This window comes from Streptomyces sp. NPDC048295 (assembly GCF_040652135.1).
Taxonomy (GTDB): domain Bacteria; phylum Actinomycetota; class Actinomycetes; order Streptomycetales; family Streptomycetaceae; genus Streptomyces.
In genome coordinates this window covers 45,789-65,158 of the sequence record NZ_JBEZLL010000028.1, presented here as the reverse complement: position 1 = coordinate 65,158, position 19,370 = coordinate 45,789, and the positions used below count along the sequence as shown (strand labels likewise).

Here is a 19,370-nt window from a genome sequence, read left to right as displayed (position 1 = left end):
CACAGAAGCGGCCCCCACCCAGAACCCGGGTGGGGGCCGCTCGCTGTTGTGCCGGGTGTTACTGCGCAGCGAGCTGGCAGATCACCGGCTGACCGCCGCCGACACCGTACGTGCAGGTGCCGCCGTCATCCATGCGCGTATCCAGCCAGTACGCATCCTTGTCCTTGATGCGCATCTGCTTCATGAAGTTCGCGAAGTGGCCGCCCATGGATTCCTGGTTGTGCATGCCCGAGATCGCCGCCCGGCCACACACCTCGTTGAACGTGGGGTCAGCCCCGTTCTGCGAGAACAGGTGGATCATGCTGCCGTGCTTCTTCGCGTACATCGAAATGCACGCATCCCCGCTGGGGGTGGTCTTCCCCGGCGGGATCGCCGGGTTGATGCCGCCCTCGGTGGACGACATGCCGCCGCTGTTGTACGACGAGGCAAACGCGAACTCGTCACAGTTCAGGGTGTCGCCCGCGTCGACCAGGGCAGAGGCGTCACCGTTGTTCGCGGCCCACCCGGTGGGGCAGATCCGCCCACGGGAACGGTTGTTCTGCGCCTCGTCGCCCATGTAGTACAGGGGCTTTTGATCCGTCATCGAACCCGGGTGCTTCGGCGTGGCCTTCTGGATCAGCCACGCGTGCGCGGCGGCCTGCGGGAACGCCTTCGCGTTGAACGTGTACGTCGGAGCGACATTCACAAACACGCAGCCCGGAACGGACCCGGCCGGAGCGTCCGCGGCAGGGGTGTCGCAGCGGATACGGTCGAGATCCTCGGTGCCGCCGTCGTAGTCAAGCGACCACTGGTAGCCGGTCTTGAACGGGCGGATCTTCCCATCGGCGGGGAGAATGTTCGCGTCGATCTGAATGTCCGGCTTGAAGCGGTAGTCCGTACCGGCCAGCGACGTATCCCACGTGTACGGCGTCGTCAGCGTCGCCGAGTGCATCTCACCCGGCACCCACCACGGCTTACCCTTCCACGCCGTCACCGGCTGCTCCTGCGGAGTACAGAAATTCTCACACAGGTGGTTCCAGCCCACAAAGTTGATCTCACGGAACGCGGGCGGGATCTGCTGCGCGGGCTCGATCGTCAGGTGCTCGGTGAACGTGTTCTGTCCGTCAAGCTCGATCATCCGCAGGAACATGAACTTCGCCACAGCCTGCGGCACACCGTCCATGCTGATGATCACCGGCACCGACCGCACATCGCACTCAATGAACCGCGTCGCGAGGATCGATTCAAAGTCGGTGTTGCACCACTCCACCCCGGCCGTCGCCGCAGCCACACCCGCCTTCGCGGACGCGTGGGGCGCCTTGCCCTTGGGCGCGGGGGTCGACTTCCCGAAGCACACCTGACGGCCGGTCTCATCCGGCTCACTGCACTGCTCCACCGCATCCTTCGCCGCGGCCGTGGCCCGCGCCGACAGCGGCGTACCCGGCTGGCCGAGAGGCTTCGTCTGGTAGTAGTGCGGCTGCTGCGCGTCGAAGTGGTTCGGGTTCGGGCTCGCATAGTTCGGTGTCGGCAGGGTGAGATCCACGGGCAGCTCCACACGGAACTTTGCCCACGGAGACCACACCGTCTCGTACAGCGAGCCGTCGTAGGCGTTGGTGCGGAACACGTAGTTCGTGTTCAGCGCCAGCTTGCCCGCCGGAACATCAACCTTCGCCGTGCCCCCCGACGCCACATACGGGGAGACGATGACCCCATACGTGGAGTCGTTCAGCTTGACCTTGGTGACCGGGTTCCCGGCAGCATCCGCCGTCCACACCTCGAACGTGAGGTTGACCTGATCCCCGTCGGGGTCGGTCACCGTGTTCGTGAGCTGCACCTTTTGCGAGGCCACCCGCTGGAACCCGCCAGGCGCCGCGTTCCGCGACAGCGGCGCAGCCTTGGGAGTCTTGCCCGAGGCAGGACGCGCGCCCGCCGTGGCGGCCCGCGTCGACTTCTCCGGCCCGTGCACCTTGGGCGGTGCCGCATTGGGGTCGGGCTTCGCCGCCGCGGCCGGGGCCTCGGCGGCCTCGGCCACCCCGCCGGCACTGAACAGCAGCATCGCCGCCGTGCCTATAGCCACCCGGGAAAGAACGTTTTTCCTTCTGGATTTGGACGTGCCAAACAAGACATGTCCCTTCTGGCCCCACCCCCGCACCCCGGAGGCAGGACATTGCTGGTGTGTCGCGCCGCCCCCTTTCCTACGTAGGTAGACGACCCATCAGCAACACGCCCAACCTGGGCGGTTCGTCTTTATCCGCCGCTAACGGACGTGATCCACGCCACGGTTGTACGTGCACGCGTAAGAACCCTGCGGGGGAGTTGTGGAAAGCTGCGACCATGTACCTCTTCGTCACCGACCCCGACCACCCCGCGTGCGGCATCTGCCCCTCACGCCGCCTGCGCCGTGAGGGCCTGGATGCCGCCGCCGGCACCCACCTCATCTGGGCAGACATTGCCGAGGACCTCGGCTACTCCGAAGAGCTGGAGCCACTGGTCCACTGCGCACACAACCTGGACGGCTGGGAGGAGAGCTGGGGAGTCTTCTTCGAGGAACTCAGCAGGGAAGCAGTCGAAGTAGCAAAGCAGTTCTTGAACAAGCGCTCGGCAGCAAAAGCAGGGAGCTGAGCGTCCGGTTCTTCCCCGCTGAGGATCGTCGGCCCTCTACGATCCGGTGCATGCTGGATCCCGAACTGCTGGAACGGATCACCGCGCGGCGTGCGGAACTGGACGAACTCGAAGACCAGCTGGCCAAACAGCTGGCGGAAGTGCGGGCCGAACGGGACGAACTCGGTGTCGCCGAACGGGTCCTTGAACGGATGACCGAGCAACTCGCCGAGGAACGTTCCTCAGCCCGTCCGGTGCCCGGGCAAGTGGGTGGCCGGGCGGTAGTGCTGATCCCGCACCGCGAACCGGGCGCGGAGGAGGATTCGCTCCCGCCGGACTACCAGCGCATCATCGCCGCCGTGCGGCAGGCCGCCGGACCGGTCATGGCCCGTGAGGTCGGCGAGGTGGTGGGGGTGGACGTCAGCGTGAAGTCCAAGCTGGAACCGCTACGCGGCAAGCTGGCCAGACTCGTCGACCGCGGCTGGCTGCGGAAGCTGCCAGACGGCCGGTTCACCACCCGCCTGTGACCAGCAGCACCGCCACTCGGAGCGGCTCAGCACGCGCGTAACCAGGGTGCCCCCGGCCGCCGTTGGAATTGTGTGGCGAATACCAAAGAGCGCGCCGAGGACACCTGCCAGCTTGTCTAACAGTGCCTTCTGCCGCTGTCCACGCGCACCGTCAACCACCTGGCCGACCTGCTACGGCGTCATCTGAAGACGATACGGTCACGCTGGCGGATCCTGCCGCCCGGGAAGATCGCGGTGATCGTCCTGGCCGTCCTGCGTCACGACCAGCGCTTGGCCGACATGGCCAGCGGCAACGACGTGTCCGAGTCCACGGTCCGCCGCTGGCGCGACGAGTTGATCGGACTGCTCGCCGCCCAGGCCCCGCGCCTGGACCGCGTCCTGAAGAAGGTCGTCAAGCAGGGCGCGAAGGTGGTCCTGATCGACGGCACTCTCATCCGCACCCAGCGCCGTACAGGCAAGGCCGACCGACGGAACTGCTCCGGCAAGCACCGAACTCATGGCCTGCACTTCCTCGCCCTGACCGACGAGAACGGTCGCCTGATCTGGATATCCGCCGCGCGGCCTGGCCGCACCCACGACAACACCGCCGCCCGCCACGACCGCATACACGGGCGGGGATCCACAGGTAGCCGTGCGGGTCGCCGTCGGGGTCGTCGTCGCGGTGTTCGTTGAGCACCGACAGGCTCATCACGTGCCGACGCACCCGAAGCGGCGTCTCTTCGGCGATCCGCGCGACCCATCGCACGGTGTGGCGAGTGAGCGGGCAGGCGGGGTCGAGCCAGACGTCGATGCCCCAGCCCGTCACCGCGGTCTCGGTCGCAGTCGTGGTCGTGGTCGGCCGGTCGGTCATGGCTGCGTACTCGTCCCGTCGGTCATGACTGCGGCGATCAACCCCCGTCACGTACGTCGTCGACGCCGCCCGTGCCCTGTTCGCCGGACACTTCCTCAATGCCTCCGTGCTCCACGGCCTCATCGCCGCCACGGCACTCGCGACCACCGGGCTGATCCTGTCCACCCGTGCCATGAAGCGTTGCGGCCGGCCGATGGGGCCCGCCTGACCGGCCGGGTTGCCCAGGAGACGGTGAACACCGTGGAGCGGTCGGCGGGCCTGGCCCGGCCCATGGCCCGCCTCGGCGCGGAAGGGCGTCCTTGAGCCGCTTCAGGCCGGCAGAGCGTTCTCCAGCCGTGTCAGCTCGGCCGGGCTCAGCTTGAGCTCCGTGGCGCGGGCCGAGTCGGTGATGGAGGCCGGGCGGCTGGCCCCCGATACCGGGATCACTGCCGGGGAGCGGGCCAACAGCCACGCCAGGGCGACCTGTTGCGGACTGACGCCGTGGTCGGCCGCGATGCGGTGAAAGGCGGTACCGGCGGAGGTCGGACCGGCGGGGCCGTCGAGGGAACTGCGGGTGATGCCGCCCAGCGGGCTCCAGGGCAGGAAGGCCAGGCCCAGCCGGGTGCTCAGCCGCAGCTCGGGCTCGCTGTCGCGCATGGCGGGCGAGTACCGGTTCTGTACGGAGACGAGTCCGTCGCCGAGGATCTGATGCGCCTGACGGATCTGTGCTGTGGTCACGTTGGAGATTCCGGCGGCGCGGATCGTGCCGGCGTCGAGCAGTTCGCGCAGTGCGCCGACGGACTCCGCCCAGGGCACGGCCGGGTCCGGCTTGTGCAGCTGGTACAGGCCGATCGCTTCGACGCCCAGACGTTCGGCGGAGGCCTCGGCGGCCCGCTTGAGGTGTGTCGGGGTGGCGGTGACGGTCCAACTGCCGTCGCCGGGGCGGCCGCGGCCGCCCTTGGTGGCCACCAGGACGCCGGAGGTGTCGCCGCCGTACCGGGCCAGGGCGCGGGCAATCAGCAGTTCGTTGTGGCCCACTTCGCCGGCGTGCCAGTGGTAGCTGTCGGCTGTGTCGATGAACGTGACGCCGGCGTCGAGGGCGGCGTGGACGGTGGCGACGGCCCGCGCCTCGTCCGGGCGGTTCTCGATGGACAGCGGCATGGCACCCAGGCCGATAGCACCGACGGCGGTGTCTGCGATGGTGCGGTACTGCACGGCAGGTTGATTCCTCGGGCAGTGGGTGACGGTCTTCGGCCAGTGAGTGACGTTCATCAGGGGGTAAGCGACGTTCTTCAGACGGTGGGTGACGGCTCGGCGGTGAGGGCTTCGGGGGCAGCAGCGGCTGTTTGCATGCCCTGATCCTGGACACCTACTGTCATCAATAGAAGTGCCGACATGCTGGAAGCGCATTAAGGAAAACTGTTGATCGATGTGCAGCGGCTCCGCATCCTGCGGGCAGTGGCGAAACACGGCAGCTTCAACCGGGCGGCCACCGCCCTGCACCTCACCCCCTCGGCCGTCTCCCAGCACGTGGCCGCCCTTGAACGCAGTCTCGGTGCCCAGGTCGTCGCCCGCAGCACCCGAGGTGTCACCCTCACCCCGGCCGGCCGGATCATGGTCGGCGCCGCCGAATCCGTCGCCGCCGAGCTCGAACACGCGAGACAGCAGGTCGACCGGCTCAGCACCGGGCGTACCCGGCTCACCGTCGCCACCTTCACCAGCGGCGGCAGGCTCCTGCTGCCCCGCGCCCTGACCCGGCTCATGGCAGCCCACCCCGGCACCGTGCTCCACGTCAGGGAGGGCGAACCCGAGCACACCCTGCCGCTCGTCCGCCGGGGCGCCGTGGACCTCGCGCTCGCCTACCATTTCGACGGCCCGCTCCCCGCCGGGCCGGGCCCCGGCTCCGGCTCCGGCTCCGGCCTGGAGTGGACCCCGCTCCTGGAGGACCCCCTGCACGTCGTCCTGGAGCAGGGGCATCGGCTCGCCGACCGCGACGCGCTCGACCTCGCCGAACTGGCGGCCGAACCCTGGGTGCTCGGCTGTCTGAAGACCGAGGCGTACCTGCGCCGCTACGCCGAGCGCGCCGGCTTCGACCCGGAAGTGCGCGGCACCACCAGCGACTACTTCTTCGCCCGCTCACTCGTCGCCGCCGGCATGGGAATCTCGCTGGTCCCTTCCATCGCGCTGGATCCGGAGATCGCCGGCCTGCGTACCGTCCCGATCAGGCCGCCGGGACCGGTCCGGCACATCGGTGTCGCCGCGATCGGCCGCAGGGACCGTCCCCACGTCACAACACTCGTCCAGGCCCTTCGCGAGCAGGCGGAACAGCGGCACGAGGGGCGCCGAAGTCCCCACCGCCGTCGGTCCGATCCGTGACAAGGCCCTTCCGGCCGCCCCGTACTCCCGCACCCGCCCGGTCCGCGGTCCGGTCGTACCCCGCACCGGCGAATCCGGTCGTCATCCGGCAAGGCCCCACGGCCGCAGCTTCTCCGGGTTGCGGACCACCCAGATCCGGGTGATACGCCCTTCGGAGACGTCGAACGAGGCCACGGTCATGACGACGCCGGCCCGCTGGGCCACCAGGCCCGGTACACCGTTGACCGACCGCTCCAGCAGTTCGAGCCCGGGGGCCTTGTCGGCGATGGCGACCATGTACTGGGCGATGCGCCCGCCGCCCTCGACCGGGCGCAGGACGGTGCCGACCATGCCGCCGCCGTCGGCGGTCATCACGGCGGCCGGGTCGAGGAGCCCGACGAGGGCGGCGATGTCCTTGGTCTCCCAGGCTTCCTTGACGCGCCGCACCACATCGGTCCGGCCGCTCGTCGGCACCGGGGCCCGCGCGGCACCCACCCGCCGCCGGGCGGAGGACGCCAGTTGCTTGGAGGCGGCGGGCGTCCGGCCGAGAACCTCGGCGACCTCGGCGAACGGGTACCGGAAGACGTCGTGCAGGACGAACGCCACCCGCTCCGCGGGCGTCATCGACTCCAGGACGACGAGGAAGGCCATGGCCACCGACTCGTCCAGGACGATCTGGTCCGCGGGGTCCGCGGGGCCGGCGGGGTAGGCGCCGCCCGCGTGGTCCCACTCGGTGCGGTCGGGCAGCGGCTCGGGCAGCCACGCGCCGACGTAGCGTTCACGGCGTGCCCGCGCCGAACCGAGCAGGTCCAGGCAGATGCGGCCCGTCACGGTCGTCAGCCAGGCGCCCGGGGACAGTATCTCCTCCTGCCGGCTCCGTGACAGCCCGTACCAGCGTGCGTAGGCATCCTGTACGGCGTCCTCGGCCTCGGCCACCGAACCGAGCAACCGGTAGGCGACATTGATCAGTTGGCGGCGCTCGCCGGCTATCCCGTCCGTGCTGGTCCCGACAGTCCCCATGCTTCCGGCCGCCCCCTCGCCTTACCTTTTGCAGGCCCGCTTCGTCGGACCGGTGAGACTTTATCGATCCACTGCCCGAGGGCGGAAAAGGGGACTGTGACATGACCACTCAGATGACGGCGACGGCGGGTGCACGGCGCGGCGCCTCGTTCCTTCAGGTCGCGATCGCCCTGCAGACCCTGACCATCTTCCTCCAGGCGGTCTCCGCCGGTCTGCTGCTGACCGCGTCCTACGGAGAGACTCTGCACAGTGTCGGCGCCCGTGTGATGTACGCGGCGTCGATGCTGTACGTGCTCGCGGCGGTGCTGGCGTGGAAGCCGGGCGGCGGCTCTCCCCGGCCTGTCTGGCAAGCGACGGGATTCCTCGTACTCGCCTCGGTCCAGGTCGTGCTCGGCATCGCGCACGTCCCGTCGGTCCATCTCCCCCTGGGTGTCCTGATGTTCGGTCTGAGCGTGCTCGCACTGGCCCGGCGCTGAGGTCCGGTACGGGGCAAGGCACCGGGCCTGCGGGATCAGCCGGAACGCTTCTCGCACATCGTCCGGTCGCCGGCCCGGGGGTGTGGCGTCGGCTGCTGCCCGGCCGTCTCGTCACCGCCGCCGTCCTTCGGGCGCGACATGTCGTCGGTGCCCGGGTGGCGCCGGGCCGATACGACGAGGCAGACGACGGCGCCGAGGAAGACCACGACAGAGGTCCAGTTGTTCAGGCGCAGGCCGAGGAACGTGTGGGACTCGTCGATGCGCAGGTACTCGGTCCAGAACCGGCCGGCCGTGTAGGCGGCCACGTACAGCGCGAAGGTCCTGCCGTGACCGAGCGCGAACCGGCGGGCCGCCCAGAGGACCAGTACGGCGACGCCGATGTCCCAGAGGGACTCGTAGAGGAAGGTGGGGTGGTACGTCGCGATGTCGAGCATGCCGGACGTACGGTGCGCGCGGTCGATCTCCAGGCCCCAGGGGAGCGTGGTGGGGCGGCCGTAGAGTTCCTGGTTGAACCAGTTGCCCAAGCGGCCGATCGCCTGGGCCAGGGCTATCCCGGGGGCGACCGCGTCCGCGTAGGCCGGGAAGGAGATGCCGCGACGACGGCAGCCGATCCACGCGCCGACCCCGCCCAGGGCGATGGCGCCCCAGATGCCGAGCCCGCCCTGCCACACGTACAGGGCTCGGATCGGCTCGCCGTGTTCGCCGAAGTACGCGTCAGGGCTGGTGATCACGTGGTAGAGCCGTCCACCGACGAGGCCGAACGGCACTGCCCAGATGGTGACGTCCGCGATGACGCCCTGGTCCCCGCCCCGCGCGACCCAGCGACGGTTGCCGAGCCGGATGGCCACGAACACGCCCAGGATGATGCAGAGGGCGTACACCCTCAAGGGAACCGGGCCGAGGTGAAGGACGCCGGTCGAAGGGCTGGGAAGGTAGGCGAGATCCATGGTCACTCCGTAGAAGCGGAACTCCGGGCTCAGGGACAGCGTCTGAGAGCTGCGCCGAGTGCGGCGATCCAGATCAGCAGCAGGGGCAGCGAAATGAACGCCGCCGGGGCAAGGGCGGTGGACAGGAGCAGGTAGCCGATGCCGGACACGGTGATCGTGGCGGCGAGGGCCCAGCCGGTGACGAGCTCCCGACGCCGCAGCAGTGCGCCGTGCCGGGAGGCCGCGCAGGCAGCCGCGGCGAGCACGGCCAGCGCCAGCATCTTGGCGCCGTCCACACGCTGGACCACTTCGAACAGCGTGCCGGTCCTGCCCGGTGACGCCGGATCAGCTCCAGGTATCGCGATCAGTTCCAGGACGAGCTGCAGGAATGCGAGCGCCCCCGCGACCACCCCGGCCCGACCGGCCGGGCGAGCCGCGGCGTTGCCGGTGCGACGGGCCCGGTCGAGCAGCCCGGACCCGACGACCACCAGGCCGGCCGCCGCGACGCCGTGAACGAGCAGCGCCTGGACGACAGCCTGGACCGGCCGGTCGGCGTACGCGGTGGCGATCCGGGCAGGTGTGTCACCGACTTCGGGTGCGGCTCCCCATCCGGCGGCGAGCCCGAGCAGCCATGCCGCGGCATGTGCGTACCCGGCGGCGCGGGCGGTGGTACCGGTGGCCGGCTCCCCGCCGATCGTGGTCATGCGGACTCTCCCCCGGGGTCGTTGCGGATCGCCTGGGCGAACGCCTCGCAACCGGTGCGCCATGCGGCGTCCACATCCGCGTCGGTGGGGAAGCGGCCGTCGAGTTCGAGTACGACCATGCCGTGCGCGAAGGCCCAGAACGAGCGCGCGATGTCGATGTCGCCGTGCACCGCACGGGCCAGCGGCATCGCCGCGCGGTCTTCGAGTCCCGCGGGAAGCGCGGCGCGGGCGAGCGGCCGGGTGTGGGTGATGCGGTAGAGATGCGGGCCGGCGAGAGCGTGCCGCCGGTAGGCGCGGGCGAGCACGAGCAGGGGCGGTTCGGCGCCGATCCCGGCTTCGGCGGCCTCCAGGTCCTCTGCCAACCGGGTCATCCCCTGCGCCTGGAGCCCGGCCTCGACGGCGGCCTTGTCAGGAAAGTGCTTGTACAGGGAGGGCGCCCGGATGCCGACGCGCTCGGCGATGCGCCGCATCGACAACGCGTCCGGCCCTTCGGCGTCGAGCAGTTCCCGGGCGGCCGCCATGATCTGCTGCGCGCGGTCGGCCACGGCGGGCCGTCCCGAGGCGCTGCCTGCTGGAACGGTGTTCACTGCGGCCCCCTCACCTTGTCACCGGCTGACACGGCTAACAGCGTTAGCCGTGTGGCGTCACATTATGGCTAACAGCGTTAGCCGTCAAGGGTGAAAGGCGCCGGACCCGCAAGGCTGCCGGATACACCGGTCGTCGGCCCGTGGCAGCGCTCAAGTCCCCTCCTGACACGCCAGCAGCTCCATGGCCGCCTCGGCGGTCAGCTCGGCAGTCGGCCGCGCGTCCAGCCCGGCTCCCCGCTCGTCCGGTTCGAGCGGTTCGAGCGCGGCGAGCTGCGAGTCGAGCAGTGCCTTCGGCATGAAATGGCCGGTGCGGTGGCCGATCCGCTCCGACAGCAGCTCGCGGTCGGCCGTCAGATGCAGGAAGAAGACGCCCGGACAGGCCGCTCGCAGGGTGTCCCGGTAGCGCCGCTTCAGTGCGGAGCAGGCCGTCACGCAGCCGGTACCCGCCGCCTCGCGTTCACGCAGGCTGCGTCCGATCGACTCCAGCCAGGGCTGACGGTCCGTGTCGTCGAGCGGGACACCGGCCAGCATCTTGGCGATGTTGGCCGGCGGGTGGAGGTCGTCCGCCTCCGTGAAAGGGATGTCCAGCCGCATTGCGAGAAGTCGGGCCACCGTGGACTTGCCGGTGCCGGAGACCCCCATGACGACGATGCACGGGGAGCTGTGCCCGGTGCCGGAGGCCGTCATGTGGCCGCTTGCTCGTCCAGCACTTCTTCTCGCCGCTTGCGGCCGTTCCCGGACCACCGGCGCGGGGGCGGGCCCTGCGAGCCGGCCGGGTACTCCTCCAGCGGAACGAGGTCCTTCTCCCAGGCGGAGAGCACGGGCTCGACGACCCGCCACGCCTCCTCGGCCTCGTCGCCGCGAATCGACAGGGCGGGGTCCCCCGTCAGGACATCCAGCAGGAGCCGGCCGTAGGCGGGCAGTCCCTGGGGTTCCATCTCCGCGGTCAGCGAGAGCGGAACGAGCTCATGGGCATGGGTGCCGAGGGCTGTCAGATCCAGGGTCAGCCCTTCCGGTTCGAGCGCGAAACGGAGGACGTTGGGCAGGGCCTCTCCGCTGTGGCCGAAAGGCAGATGCGGCACGGGGCGGAAGCGCACCGCGACCTCCTTGCGGTCCTCCTCGAGCGCCTTGCCGCTGCGGAGCCGGAAGGTCGTTCCGGTCCAGCGCCAGCTGTCCAGTTCCAGTTCCACCTCGGCGAAGGTCTCGGTACGGCGCCGCGGGTCCACGCCTTCCTCGTCGGCGTAGGCGGGAATCTCGCGGTCACCGATCCTGCCGGGCAGATAGCGCGCGCGGCGCGTACGGTGCACGACGTCGTGCTCGGTCAGGAACCGCACGGACCGCAGTACGTCGACCTTCCGGTCCCGCAGGTCCCGCTCGCCGAGGGTGATCGGCGGTTCCATGGCCACCAGGCAGAGCAGCTGCAGAAGGTGGTTCTGGAGCATGTCCTTGAGCGCCCCGACGTGGTCGTAGTAGCCGGCCCGTCCTTCCAGCGCGAGGGTCTCGTCCCAGACGATCTCCACCTCGGCGATGTGGGTGCTGTTCCAGATGGGCTCCAGTACGCGGTTGGCCAGGCGGCTGCCGAGTACGTTCTGCACGGTCGTCATGGCCAGGAAGTGATCGACCCGGAACACGGCCTGCTCCGGCACGAGTTCGGCGAGCAGCCGGTTCAGCTCCTGCGCACCGGCCAGGTCCTCGCCGAACGGCTTCTCCAGCACGATCCGGCTCCCCTTCGGCAACCCTGCCTCGTGCAGCGCGGTGACCACGCGGGGGAAGATCGCCGGGGGAAGTGCGAGGTAGACGGCGACGGGTCCGTCGCCCGCGATGGCCGCGGCGACGTCGGCCGGGTCGGTGGCATCGGCACGCAGATAGCGGGCCGAGGCCGCGATCGCCTCCCTGGCCCCGGACGGACTGGACCCGCCGTGGCGGTCGAGCTGGTCGGCGATCCACTGCCGGTACCGCTCGGTGTCCCAGTCCTCCCGGCTCGCGCCGGTCAGCTGCAGCTGGTCACCGAGGTGCCCCGCCGCCTGCAGGGCGGCCAGCGCAGGCAGCAGAAAGCGCGCGGTGAGGTCTCCTGTCGCGCCGAAGACGGCGAGCCGGTTGATCATCCTTGTACGCCTGCCTTCGCTCGGGCGAGGTTCACCCCGCTGGCGATGATCCCGATGTGGCTGAACGCCTGGGGGAAATTGCCCATGAACTCTCCTGTGGACGGATTGATCTGTTCCGACATCAGCCCCAGCGGGCCGGCCCGCGCACACAACGAGGCATACAGTGCGTCGGCCTCCTCGATCCGGCCCTGACCGACGAGGTTGTCGACGAGCCAGAAACTGCACAGGACGAAGGCGCCCTCGTCGCCGGGCAGGCCGTCGGAGGTCTCCTCGTGCGAGTAGCGGTAGAGCAGCCCGTCGCCTGCTGACAGGCGCTCGGCGATGGCTCTGGTGGTCGCCACCATCCGCGGGTGATCGACCGGCACCACCTGGCGCAGCGGGAGCGCGAGCAGGCTCGCGTCCAGGGTGCCACCGCCGTCCAGGTGCGCGCTGAGGGTCTGCGCGTCCTCGTCCCAGGACTGTTCCAGGACGAGCCGGCGCAGTTGGTCGGCCGAGGCGCGCCAGCGGGCGACTCCTTGGGGCAGGCCCAGCCGCTCGCCGATCCGCGCGGCCCGGTCCAGGGCCACTTGGCACAGCCCGGCAGAGTAGGTGAATACCCGGGCCTCGCTGCGTACTTCCCAGATGCCCTGGTCCGGCCGGCGCCAGGCCTGTTCCGCGGTGTCGGCCAGTTCGGCCAGGCCGGCCCACAGCGCGGGCTGGATCTCACCGCCGGAGAGCAGCCACTGGTCGGCGCAGTCCAGGATCTCGCCGTAGACGTCGTGCTGGCGCTGGTCGGTCGCGCCGTTGCCCCAGCGCACCGGGGCGGAGCGCCGGTACCCCTCCAGCTCGCCGTCCTCGACCTCGTCCGGCACCGGGCTGCCCTGGAGGTCGTACATGATCCGGGGTCGCCGGCTGTACTCGAAGGCGTCGAGGACCCAGCCAAGGAAGGCATCGGCCTCGCCGCGGAAGCCGATGCGGCGCAGGGCGAACACGGCGAAGGCGGCGTCGCGGATCCAGGTGTAGCGGTAGTCCCAGTTGCGGATCCCGCCGATCGGTGCGGGCAGGGAGGAGGTGGGGGCTGCGACCAGCGAGCCGTTGGCCCAGTCGTCGCACAGTTTCAGTGTGATCGCGGCCCGCCTGACCAGGGCTTCCTCGGGGCCCGCGTACTCGAAGTTCTTCATCCAGCGGCGCCACGCGTCGGCGGTTCCCCGCAGCATGGTGTCGGTGTCGAAGCGGTGGTGACGGTGGAAGCGGCCCCAGGACAGCACGAGATCCAGGCGGTCGCCCTGCCGCAGGTCATAGGTGTTGTGCAGGCCGGTCAGGGGGCGGTTGGACCGCAGATGGAGGCGCAGGCCCGGCTGTCGGGACGGTCGCACCTCCAGTCCGCTGAACAGTGCCCGCGTCCGCGCGCCGCCTCGGGGCTCCAGCTCCGCTCGCAGACGGACGTTCCCGTGCACCACCACCGCCGAGCGGACGAGTTCGGACCGGTCTGCCGGTGCGTCATCGGTGAGGTCGGCGCCGGAGCGCAGGGCCAGCGCGTCGGTGACGCGTACCAGGCCGGTGGGGCTGCGCAGTTCGGTGGTCAGTACGCCGGTGTCCGGTTCATAGTGCTGTCGCGCCTCCACCAGGCCTTCCGGCGCGAGGGTGAAGTGGCCGCCGCGGGCGTGGTCGAGCAGGCCGCAGAACAGGGGTTCGGCGTCGAACCGGGGCAGGCACATCCACCCGATGGAACCGTCCAGGCCGACAAGCGCGGCGGTCGTGCCGTCTCCGATGAGGCCCAGGTCCTCCAGTGGCGGATAGCCGTCCCGCTTGCTGATCGGCCGGAAGGGTTGACCGGACTCGTGCATGTCGCCTTGCTTCCCCAGTGTCGAGGACAACGGTGGTCGGCCGGAACTAGAAGGTGATCAACACCTTCACGACGTCTTCGAGCTTCTTGTCCGAGACCTCGAAGGCTCGTTCCATCTCGTCGAAGGGGAACTCGTGGGTCGTCAGGTGCGACGGATCGATGCGCTGTGTCTCCAGCACGCGCAGAAGTCGCTCCATGCGCAGACGCCCTCCGGGGCAGAGTCCCGTCGCGATGGTCTTGTCGGCCATGCCGACGCCCCACTCGACGCGCGGGATGCGCACGAATTCGCCCTCGCCGAAGTACCCGGTGTTGGAGATCGTGCCTCCGGGCTTGGTGATCCTGACCGCGGTCTGGAAGGTCACGTCCGCGCCGAGGGCCTCGATCGCGGTGTCGACCCCCTGTCCCCGGGTCAGTTCGAGGACGCGCTCGACCACGTCCTCCTTCGAGAAGTCGATGATCTCGTCCGCGCCGTACGTCCGTGCGAGCTTCTGCCGGCTGGGGACCGATTCGACTCCGATGACGAGGCCGGCGCCCCGGAGTCTGGCCCCCGCTGTCGCCATCAGGCCGACCGGTCCCTGTGCGAGGACGGCCACGGTCCCGCCCATCGGAATGTTTCCGTGCTCCGCTCCCATGAATCCGGTGGAGAGCATGTCGGCGCAGTAGACCGCCGCCGCGTCGGAGATTCTGTCGGGGATTTTCGCAAGGTTGGCGTCGGCGTCGTTCACGTGAAAGTACTCGGCGAATACACCGTCCTTGGAATTCGCGAACTTGAACCCTCCGAGCGGTCCGCCGGACTGCGAGGGGAATCCGTTCTGGGAGGCCAGGTCGCCCCAGTCCGGGGTGATGGCGCCGACCAGGACACGGTCGCCGGGCCGGAAGTCCTTCACCTCGCTCCCCACGGCGTCCACGACGCCCACCGCTTCATGTCCCAGTGTCAGGTTCTCCCGCGGGCCGATGCCGCCCTGGACGGTGTGGGAGTCGGAGGTGCAGATGAGGGCCTTTGTCGTCCGTACGACGGCGTCACCCGGACCCGGCTGCGGAATGGGCTTGTCCATGAAACCCACGCGCCCGATTTCCTTCATGACAAAGGTCTTCATCTGTTCCGTCCATCCTCTCGGCGGTCTCGCCCTCACGTTCCCAGGCACCATGCCGGATCGCGATCCAGCCACTCCGGCAGTGGTGCTTTCCAGTGAGGAAAAGATGTGGCTCCGCCAAAAACCGGAAACAGGGTCGGACCGACGCGGACGGACCGACGCGGACGGACTGACGTGGAGGGACCAAATCGGACGGACCGACGCGGAGGGGATGTCACCCGGCCGTGCCGGCCGCTCGTCCCGGGTTCACTGGTCACCGTCACGGATCACGACGACCGGACAGGCAGCGTGCTGGGTGCAGTGCTGGGCCACCGACCCCAGCAGCAGTCCCGAGAAGCCCCCGAGGCCCCGGCTCCCGACCACCAGCATGGACGCGCCGCGGGACGCCTCCAGCAGCACACCGGCGGCGGTTCCGTAACGGGCCTCCGTACGCACCTCCACCGGCGGCTGCGATCCCACGGTCTCCTCGATGGCCTCCGCGAGTTCCCTGCGTGCCCGGCCCTCCAGAGCCGCCTCGTCGCTGCTCGACGGCGGCAGCCAGCCGAGCGCGCCGTGGAACTGCGGAAAGTCCCAGGCGGTCACCGCCTCCACCACACCACCGGTCAGCTCCGCCTGACGCACGGCCCAGCGCAGGGCCTGCTTCGACGACTCCGATCCGTCCACCCCGACCACGATGCGGCCGCTCGTCTTGTGCTGGTCAGCCATGGTTCCTCCGCTGCTCGATGGCGGAGGACGACCAAACGGGCCCGCGGTCCGCCACCACCGGGCCCCAACCTCCAGCCTCAGCCCAGCCGCCGCGTCCGCGCAGTCCGGGAGGTCCAGACGGGGGCCGGGCCACCGGTCACGGGGCTCGCGCGATGCCCCGTGACACAATGCCGCGCATGAACGATGCGGCCACGACAGCCATGGCCCGGCAGGTGCGCCGGCGATGGCGTGACCGGGAAGCGCCGGACGGGGACTGCATCGTCTTCGCCGACGGCTCTCTCACCGTGATGGATCTGCTGCGTTTGCAGCCGCCCGACCGGCTCGACGATCCGCGGGCCGAGAGCTGGCACTGGACCGAGGTCCTGCGCGCCACCGAATGGAGTACGGACAGCTGGGTGGAGGTCGACTCCGCGCTCGCCACGCACACCCACGGGGGAAGCCGTGCCTGGGCGGGGGAATCGGCCCATCACGGATCCATCGGCTGGGTCGCGCTGACCCGGGACGATGACGAACACACCCTGGAGTGGCTCGCCATCTCCAGCTGGTCCAATCCGTTCCACGCAGTCACGCTGGACGACACCGCGGTGACCGCGGTCAGCACCTCCGGCCGGATCTGGGCCTTCCCTCGGAGCGCGCCCCAGAAGGTGAGCATCACCGAGGACCCGGCCTACCCGGGCCGTCGCCGCTGAGTGCACCGTCTCCCCCGCGTTCTCCCCGCATTGGCCGTCCTCGTGATGTGCCGATGTGCCGTCAAGCAGCCACGGACCCGCCGGGCGACCTGGTGCCGGCCTCGTACCGGTCCGGAACACAACGGCGCCAACGCCTCCGTGGTCCGGCTGACGCAGTGTGTTCAGACACGGTCGCTCCCGGCCGGTACGGCACGTGGTTACGCGGCAGCACGTGCCTTCCCGTGGACTCGGGGGCAGGACGCGGCACGAACGCGCCATGACGGAAGCACACATACCAGCCCAATATGATGCAGGTCACACCGCCTGTCCGTCATGGTTCACCGGACGGCCCGGCCGACGGTGTGAATCCGCACGACGGCGAGGAGAGCACACCATGGACGCGCGTCTCAACTATTTCGGCAGTGCCCTTGGGGTCAAGGTCATGAAGCACATCAACTCGGCCAACAAGGTGGTCGTGGACTCGACGCTGCCGCGCGCGACACAGGAACTGGTGAAGATCCGCGCAAGCCAGATCAACGGCTGCGGCTTCTGCACCGACATGCACACCAAGGACGCCACCCACGCGGGCGAGACGGCTCAGCGCCTCAACCTGGTGGCGGCCTGGCGGGAGGCCACGGTCTTCACCGACGCCGAACGTGCCGCGCTGGAGCTGACCGAGCAGGGCAGCCGGATCGCCGACGCCGCCGGCGGGGTCACGGACGAGGCCTGGGCCAACGCCGCCAAGCACTTCGACGAGGACCAACTGGCCGCACTGGTCGGCCTCATCGCCGTCATCAACGCCTACAACCGCGTCAACGTCATCACTCAGCAGCCCGCCGGGAGCTACCGGCCCGGCCAGTTCGGCTGAGTCGCCGGACGCGACGGTGGACGTGCCACCCGCCGACGATCATCAGCGGCACAGCGGGCGGAGCGGGCCCGTGGCCGTGGAACCGACGGTCCTGCCGCTCCTCCGGTGGTGGGTGCGCGACGGCTCGAAGATCCTGGTCGTCGGACGTACGCATGCAGGCACCTCGTGGCGTTCGCACCGCGTTTCCGGCCAGAGGCGGAGCTGCTGTGGGCGGAGGCCAACGGGGCTGCCGGCCGTACTCGTCCCCCCGGAAGCGCCGTAGCCCTGAGGGCGTCGGCCCTCAGGCCGTACGCATCCCAAGAGTCTCCCCGAGAGGATTCACATCATGAAGGTCGTAGTCATCGGCGGCACCGGGCTCATCGGCTCGAAGCTGGTCGCCGAGCTCGACGAGCACGGCCACCAGGCGGTTCCGGCCGCGCCCAGCACCGGCGTCAACACGCTGACCGGTGAGGGCCTCGCCGAAGTCCTCCAGGGTGCCCAGGTGGTGGTGGACGTGTCCAACTCCCCCTCGTTCGCGGACGATGCCGTCATCGAGTTCTTCCGCACCTCGACCACCAATCTCCTCAGGGCGGAGGCCGAAGCCGGCGTGACCCACCACGTCGCCCTGTCGGTGGTCGGCACCGAGCGCCTCCAGAAGAGCGGGTACTTCCGTGCGAAGCAGGCACAGGAGCAGCTGATCAAGGCATCCGGGATTCCGTACTCCATCGTCCGGGCCACGCAGTTCTTCGAGTTCATGAAGGGCATCGCGGCCGAGGCGACCGACGGCGACACCGTGCGCCTGGCCCCGGTCGAGATCCGGCCCATCCACTCCGACGCCGTGGCCGTCGCGGTGGGCCGCACGGCTGTCGGCACCCCCGTCAACGGGATGGTGGAGGTGGCGGGCCCGGACACCTTCCGGCTGGACGAGCTCATCCGCAGGGACCTCTTCGCGAGAAGCGATCCGCGCACCGTCGTGACGGATCCGCACGCCCCGTACTTCGGCGCCGAGCTGGAGGAGACCACGCTCGTACCCGGCCCCGACGCGCAGACGACCGGCAGCAGCTTCGGTGACTGGCTCGCCCGGCAGGCATGAGCTCCCCGGGGTGGCCCACGCGGACCCTCGGACCGCGGCCCGTCAGTAGGACGTACTGCGCAACCTCATCGACCGCGCCCTGCGCCTCACCGATTTCGCCGACGTGACGTCGCCGATCGGACAACACGCGACGAGCGGCGGCATTTGCTCGCCGCTCGCGTCGCCCTTCAGGTAGCGGACAGCGGCGTCGGGCGAAGGTGTCCGCACGGCCATGGGGGTGTCCTGCCCGAACAGGATCGCCGCGCTCCTCAGCTCACGCACCCGGCACGCGACCGCGCTGGGCAATCATCCACGCTCTCCCGAAAGGACCGTCATGCGCAACCTGTCACGCCCGGGAGCGGCCGGTGTCGTGCTCCTCGCCCTCCTTTCCCTTTCCGGAACGGCCCGGGCGACTCCGGGCGGCCCCGGCGTCACGGGGAGGACGATCGCCCGGACCACCGTCGGCGATCGGGACCACGTCCTGCGCGAGATCACCATTCCGCCCGGTCAGGGGACGGGGTGGCATTACCACGATGGCGCACTGTACGGCCGCGTCAGGCAGGGAACCCTGAGTCACTTCCTTGCCACCTGCGTCTCGGACGGCGTGTACCCCGAGGGAAGCTCGCTCCAGGAACCGCCGGGCATCGGCCACGTGCACATCGGTCGCAACCGTGGCAGCACGGACGTCGTTCTCGAGGTCCTCTACGTTCTGCCGCACGGTGCCCCCTTCTCCCAGGACGCCCCCGATCCCGGCTGCGGCGCCGAGTAGCGGCAGCAGGCCGCCGAGGCATCGAGCAGAGCCCGGAAACCCACCTGCCGCGCAGATGGTGACGGGGATTGACGGTCTCCCTCCCGAGCAGCCGGTGAGCATGACGACGGGCGGGTCGCGCCGTCGATGAGCGACGGGCGTCACGACAGGCGGTACGGCGAGGTGGGCCGGGTACGTCCGGCCGGGGTCACTCACCTCCTTGCCAGACCTACACCGTAGAAACTATCGTGCGCCACGTAAACCTACGGCGTAGGTTACAGATCGCGGGTTCGCGATCCTGT

Annotated in this window: 20 protein-coding genes; 9 read left to right on the top strand and 11 right to left on the bottom strand. The window is 69.7% G+C overall.

Annotated elements, in window-relative coordinates; genetic code table 11:
• Nucleotides 1-58: 58 nt before the first annotated feature.
• Nucleotides 59-2,035, bottom strand: a complete 1,977-nt coding sequence (locus AB0D53_RS32670; protein ID WP_362452789.1) for a hypothetical protein — start codon at nucleotides 2,033-2,035, stop codon at nucleotides 59-61.
• 278 nt (nucleotides 2,036-2,313) lie between these two features.
• On the opposite strand from AB0D53_RS32670, the gene AB0D53_RS32665 reads away from it, so the two are divergent.
• The 3 genes from AB0D53_RS32665 to AB0D53_RS32655 all read left to right on the top strand — a co-directional run bounded on the left by AB0D53_RS32665 (nucleotide 2,314) and on the right by AB0D53_RS32655 (nucleotide 3,779).
• A complete protein-coding gene (locus AB0D53_RS32665) occupies nucleotides 2,314-2,601 on the top strand; it encodes a hypothetical protein (protein ID WP_362452788.1) in 288 nt (95 codons plus the stop codon).
• Between the two features lie 50 nt (nucleotides 2,602-2,651).
• Nucleotides 2,652-3,107 (top strand): hypothetical protein, encoded by a 456-nt coding sequence (locus AB0D53_RS32660; RefSeq protein ID WP_362452787.1) that lies wholly within the window; start codon nucleotides 2,652-2,654, stop codon nucleotides 3,105-3,107.
• A gap of 234 nt (nucleotides 3,108-3,341) precedes the next feature.
• On the top strand, nucleotides 3,342-3,779 hold the full coding sequence (locus tag AB0D53_RS32655) for a transposase family protein (RefSeq protein WP_362452786.1): 438 nt from the start codon (nucleotides 3,342-3,344) through the stop codon (nucleotides 3,777-3,779).
• 487 nt (nucleotides 3,780-4,266) lie between these two features.
• Here AB0D53_RS32655 and AB0D53_RS32650 read toward each other — a convergent pair whose 3' ends face one another.
• Nucleotides 4,267-5,151 (bottom strand): aldo/keto reductase, encoded by an 885-nt coding sequence (locus AB0D53_RS32650; RefSeq protein WP_362452785.1) that lies wholly within the window; start codon nucleotides 5,149-5,151, stop codon nucleotides 4,267-4,269.
• Between the two features lie 207 nt (nucleotides 5,152-5,358).
• On the opposite strand from AB0D53_RS32650, the gene AB0D53_RS32645 reads away from it, so the two are divergent.
• On the top strand, nucleotides 5,359-6,312 hold the full coding sequence (locus AB0D53_RS32645; RefSeq protein WP_362452783.1) for a LysR substrate-binding domain-containing protein: 954 nt from the start codon (nucleotides 5,359-5,361) through the stop codon (nucleotides 6,310-6,312).
• Between the two features lie 81 nt (nucleotides 6,313-6,393).
• Here AB0D53_RS32645 and sigJ read toward each other — a convergent pair whose 3' ends face one another.
• Nucleotides 6,394-7,311 (bottom strand): RNA polymerase sigma factor SigJ, encoded by a 918-nt coding sequence (sigJ, locus tag AB0D53_RS32640; RefSeq protein ID WP_362452782.1) that lies wholly within the window; start codon nucleotides 7,309-7,311, stop codon nucleotides 6,394-6,396.
• Nucleotides 7,312-7,412: 101 nt separating this feature from the next.
• Here sigJ and AB0D53_RS32635 point away from each other — a divergent pair, with 101 nt between their 5' ends.
• On the top strand, nucleotides 7,413-7,787 hold the full coding sequence (locus AB0D53_RS32635; protein ID WP_362452781.1) for a hypothetical protein: 375 nt from the start codon (nucleotides 7,413-7,415) through the stop codon (nucleotides 7,785-7,787).
• 35 nt (nucleotides 7,788-7,822) lie between these two features.
• Here the strand turns inward: AB0D53_RS32635 and lgt are convergent, their stop codons facing one another.
• The 8 genes from lgt to AB0D53_RS32595 all read right to left on the bottom strand — a co-directional run bounded on the left by lgt (nucleotide 7,823) and on the right by AB0D53_RS32595 (nucleotide 15,733).
• Nucleotides 7,823-8,734: a prolipoprotein diacylglyceryl transferase gene (gene lgt, locus AB0D53_RS32630; RefSeq protein WP_362452780.1), complete on the bottom strand. Its 912-nt coding sequence runs from the start codon at nucleotides 8,732-8,734 to the stop codon at nucleotides 7,823-7,825.
• A gap of 29 nt (nucleotides 8,735-8,763) precedes the next feature.
• The gene (locus tag AB0D53_RS32625) at nucleotides 8,764-9,417 is read right to left on the bottom strand and encodes a hypothetical protein (RefSeq protein ID WP_362452779.1); all 654 of its coding nucleotides are present in this window, start codon (nucleotides 9,415-9,417) and stop codon (nucleotides 8,764-8,766) included.
• Nucleotides 9,414-9,938, bottom strand: a complete 525-nt coding sequence (locus AB0D53_RS32620; RefSeq protein ID WP_362452875.1) for a TetR/AcrR family transcriptional regulator — start codon at nucleotides 9,936-9,938, stop codon at nucleotides 9,414-9,416. Before AB0D53_RS32620 ends, AB0D53_RS32625 begins: the two co-directional genes overlap by 4 nt.
• 216 nt (nucleotides 9,939-10,154) lie before the next feature.
• Nucleotides 10,155-10,691 (bottom strand): gluconokinase, encoded by a 537-nt coding sequence (locus AB0D53_RS32615; RefSeq protein WP_362452778.1) that lies wholly within the window; start codon nucleotides 10,689-10,691, stop codon nucleotides 10,155-10,157.
• Complete coding sequence (locus tag AB0D53_RS32610) at nucleotides 10,688-12,109, bottom strand: glucose-6-phosphate dehydrogenase (protein WP_362452777.1); 1,422 nt, start codon at nucleotides 12,107-12,109, stop codon at nucleotides 10,688-10,690. Before AB0D53_RS32610 ends, AB0D53_RS32615 begins: the two co-directional genes overlap by 4 nt.
• Nucleotides 12,106-13,935 (bottom strand): glycoside hydrolase family 15 protein, encoded by a 1,830-nt coding sequence (locus AB0D53_RS32605; protein ID WP_362452776.1) that lies wholly within the window; start codon nucleotides 13,933-13,935, stop codon nucleotides 12,106-12,108. The genes AB0D53_RS32610 and AB0D53_RS32605 overlap by 4 nt, the downstream gene beginning before the upstream one ends.
• A gap of 46 nt (nucleotides 13,936-13,981) precedes the next feature.
• Entirely contained in the window at nucleotides 13,982-15,031 is a 1,050-nt protein-coding gene (locus AB0D53_RS32600; RefSeq protein WP_362452775.1) for an NAD(P)-dependent alcohol dehydrogenase, read from the bottom strand.
• A gap of 243 nt (nucleotides 15,032-15,274) precedes the next feature.
• Complete coding sequence (locus AB0D53_RS32595) at nucleotides 15,275-15,733, bottom strand: universal stress protein (RefSeq protein WP_362452774.1); 459 nt, start codon at nucleotides 15,731-15,733, stop codon at nucleotides 15,275-15,277.
• Between the two features lie 176 nt (nucleotides 15,734-15,909).
• Between AB0D53_RS32595 and AB0D53_RS32590 the strand changes: the two genes are divergently transcribed.
• The 4 genes from AB0D53_RS32590 (at nucleotide 15,910) to AB0D53_RS32575 (ending at nucleotide 19,089) form a co-directional block, all read left to right on the top strand.
• Nucleotides 15,910-16,422, top strand: coding sequence for a hypothetical protein (locus tag AB0D53_RS32590; protein ID WP_362452773.1), 513 nt, complete (start codon nucleotides 15,910-15,912; stop codon nucleotides 16,420-16,422).
• A 373-nt stretch (nucleotides 16,423-16,795) separates the two neighbouring features.
• Nucleotides 16,796-17,269 carry a carboxymuconolactone decarboxylase family protein gene (locus tag AB0D53_RS32585; RefSeq protein WP_329816544.1) on the top strand — a complete coding sequence of 158 codons (474 nt, stop codon included), beginning with the start codon at nucleotides 16,796-16,798 and terminating at the stop codon, nucleotides 17,267-17,269.
• Nucleotides 17,270-17,594: 325 nt separating this feature from the next.
• Nucleotides 17,595-18,341, top strand: a complete 747-nt coding sequence (locus AB0D53_RS32580) for an SDR family oxidoreductase (RefSeq protein ID WP_362452772.1) — start codon at nucleotides 17,595-17,597, stop codon at nucleotides 18,339-18,341.
• Nucleotides 18,342-18,654: 313 nt separating this feature from the next.
• Nucleotides 18,655-19,089 (top strand): cupin domain-containing protein, encoded by a 435-nt coding sequence (locus tag AB0D53_RS32575; RefSeq protein ID WP_362452771.1) that lies wholly within the window; start codon nucleotides 18,655-18,657, stop codon nucleotides 19,087-19,089.
• The last annotated feature ends 281 nt before the right edge of the window (nucleotides 19,090-19,370 follow it).

Bases quoted from the DNA above. Each gene is read 5' to 3' on its own strand.
- AB0D53_RS32600 (WP_362452775.1), bottom strand. From the start codon at position 15,031: ATGAAGACCTTTGTCATGAAGGAAATCGGGCGCGTGGGTTTCATGGAC.
- AB0D53_RS32620 (WP_362452875.1), bottom strand. From the start codon at position 9,938: ATGGCGGCCGCCCGGGAACTGCTCGACGCCGAAGGGCCGGACGCGTTG.
- AB0D53_RS32615 (WP_362452778.1), bottom strand. From the start codon at position 10,691: ATGACGGCCTCCGGCACCGGGCACAGCTCCCCGTGCATCGTCGTCATG.
- AB0D53_RS32590 (WP_362452773.1), top strand. From the start codon at position 15,910: ATGAACGATGCGGCCACGACAGCCATGGCCCGGCAGGTGCGCCGGCGA.
- AB0D53_RS32670 (WP_362452789.1), bottom strand. From the start codon at position 2,035: ATGCTGCTGTTCAGTGCCGGCGGGGTGGCCGAGGCCGCCGAGGCCCCG.
- AB0D53_RS32660 (WP_362452787.1), top strand. From the start codon at position 2,652: ATGCTGGATCCCGAACTGCTGGAACGGATCACCGCGCGGCGTGCGGAA.
- AB0D53_RS32575 (WP_362452771.1), top strand. From the start codon at position 18,655: ATGCGCAACCTGTCACGCCCGGGAGCGGCCGGTGTCGTGCTCCTCGCC.
- AB0D53_RS32635 (WP_362452781.1), top strand. From the start codon at position 7,413: ATGACCACTCAGATGACGGCGACGGCGGGTGCACGGCGCGGCGCCTCG.
- AB0D53_RS32665 (WP_362452788.1), top strand. From the start codon at position 2,314: ATGTACCTCTTCGTCACCGACCCCGACCACCCCGCGTGCGGCATCTGC.
- sigJ (WP_362452782.1), bottom strand. From the start codon at position 7,311: ATGGGGACTGTCGGGACCAGCACGGACGGGATAGCCGGCGAGCGCCGC.
- AB0D53_RS32580 (WP_362452772.1), top strand. From the start codon at position 17,595: ATGAAGGTCGTAGTCATCGGCGGCACCGGGCTCATCGGCTCGAAGCTG.
- AB0D53_RS32585 (WP_329816544.1), top strand. From the start codon at position 16,796: ATGGACGCGCGTCTCAACTATTTCGGCAGTGCCCTTGGGGTCAAGGTC.
- AB0D53_RS32595 (WP_362452774.1), bottom strand. From the start codon at position 15,733: ATGGCTGACCAGCACAAGACGAGCGGCCGCATCGTGGTCGGGGTGGAC.
- lgt (WP_362452780.1), bottom strand. From the start codon at position 8,734: ATGGATCTCGCCTACCTTCCCAGCCCTTCGACCGGCGTCCTTCACCTC.
- AB0D53_RS32605 (WP_362452776.1), bottom strand. From the start codon at position 13,935: ATGCACGAGTCCGGTCAACCCTTCCGGCCGATCAGCAAGCGGGACGGC.
- AB0D53_RS32625 (WP_362452779.1), bottom strand. From the start codon at position 9,417: ATGACCACGATCGGCGGGGAGCCGGCCACCGGTACCACCGCCCGCGCC.
- AB0D53_RS32610 (WP_362452777.1), bottom strand. From the start codon at position 12,109: ATGATCAACCGGCTCGCCGTCTTCGGCGCGACAGGAGACCTCACCGCG.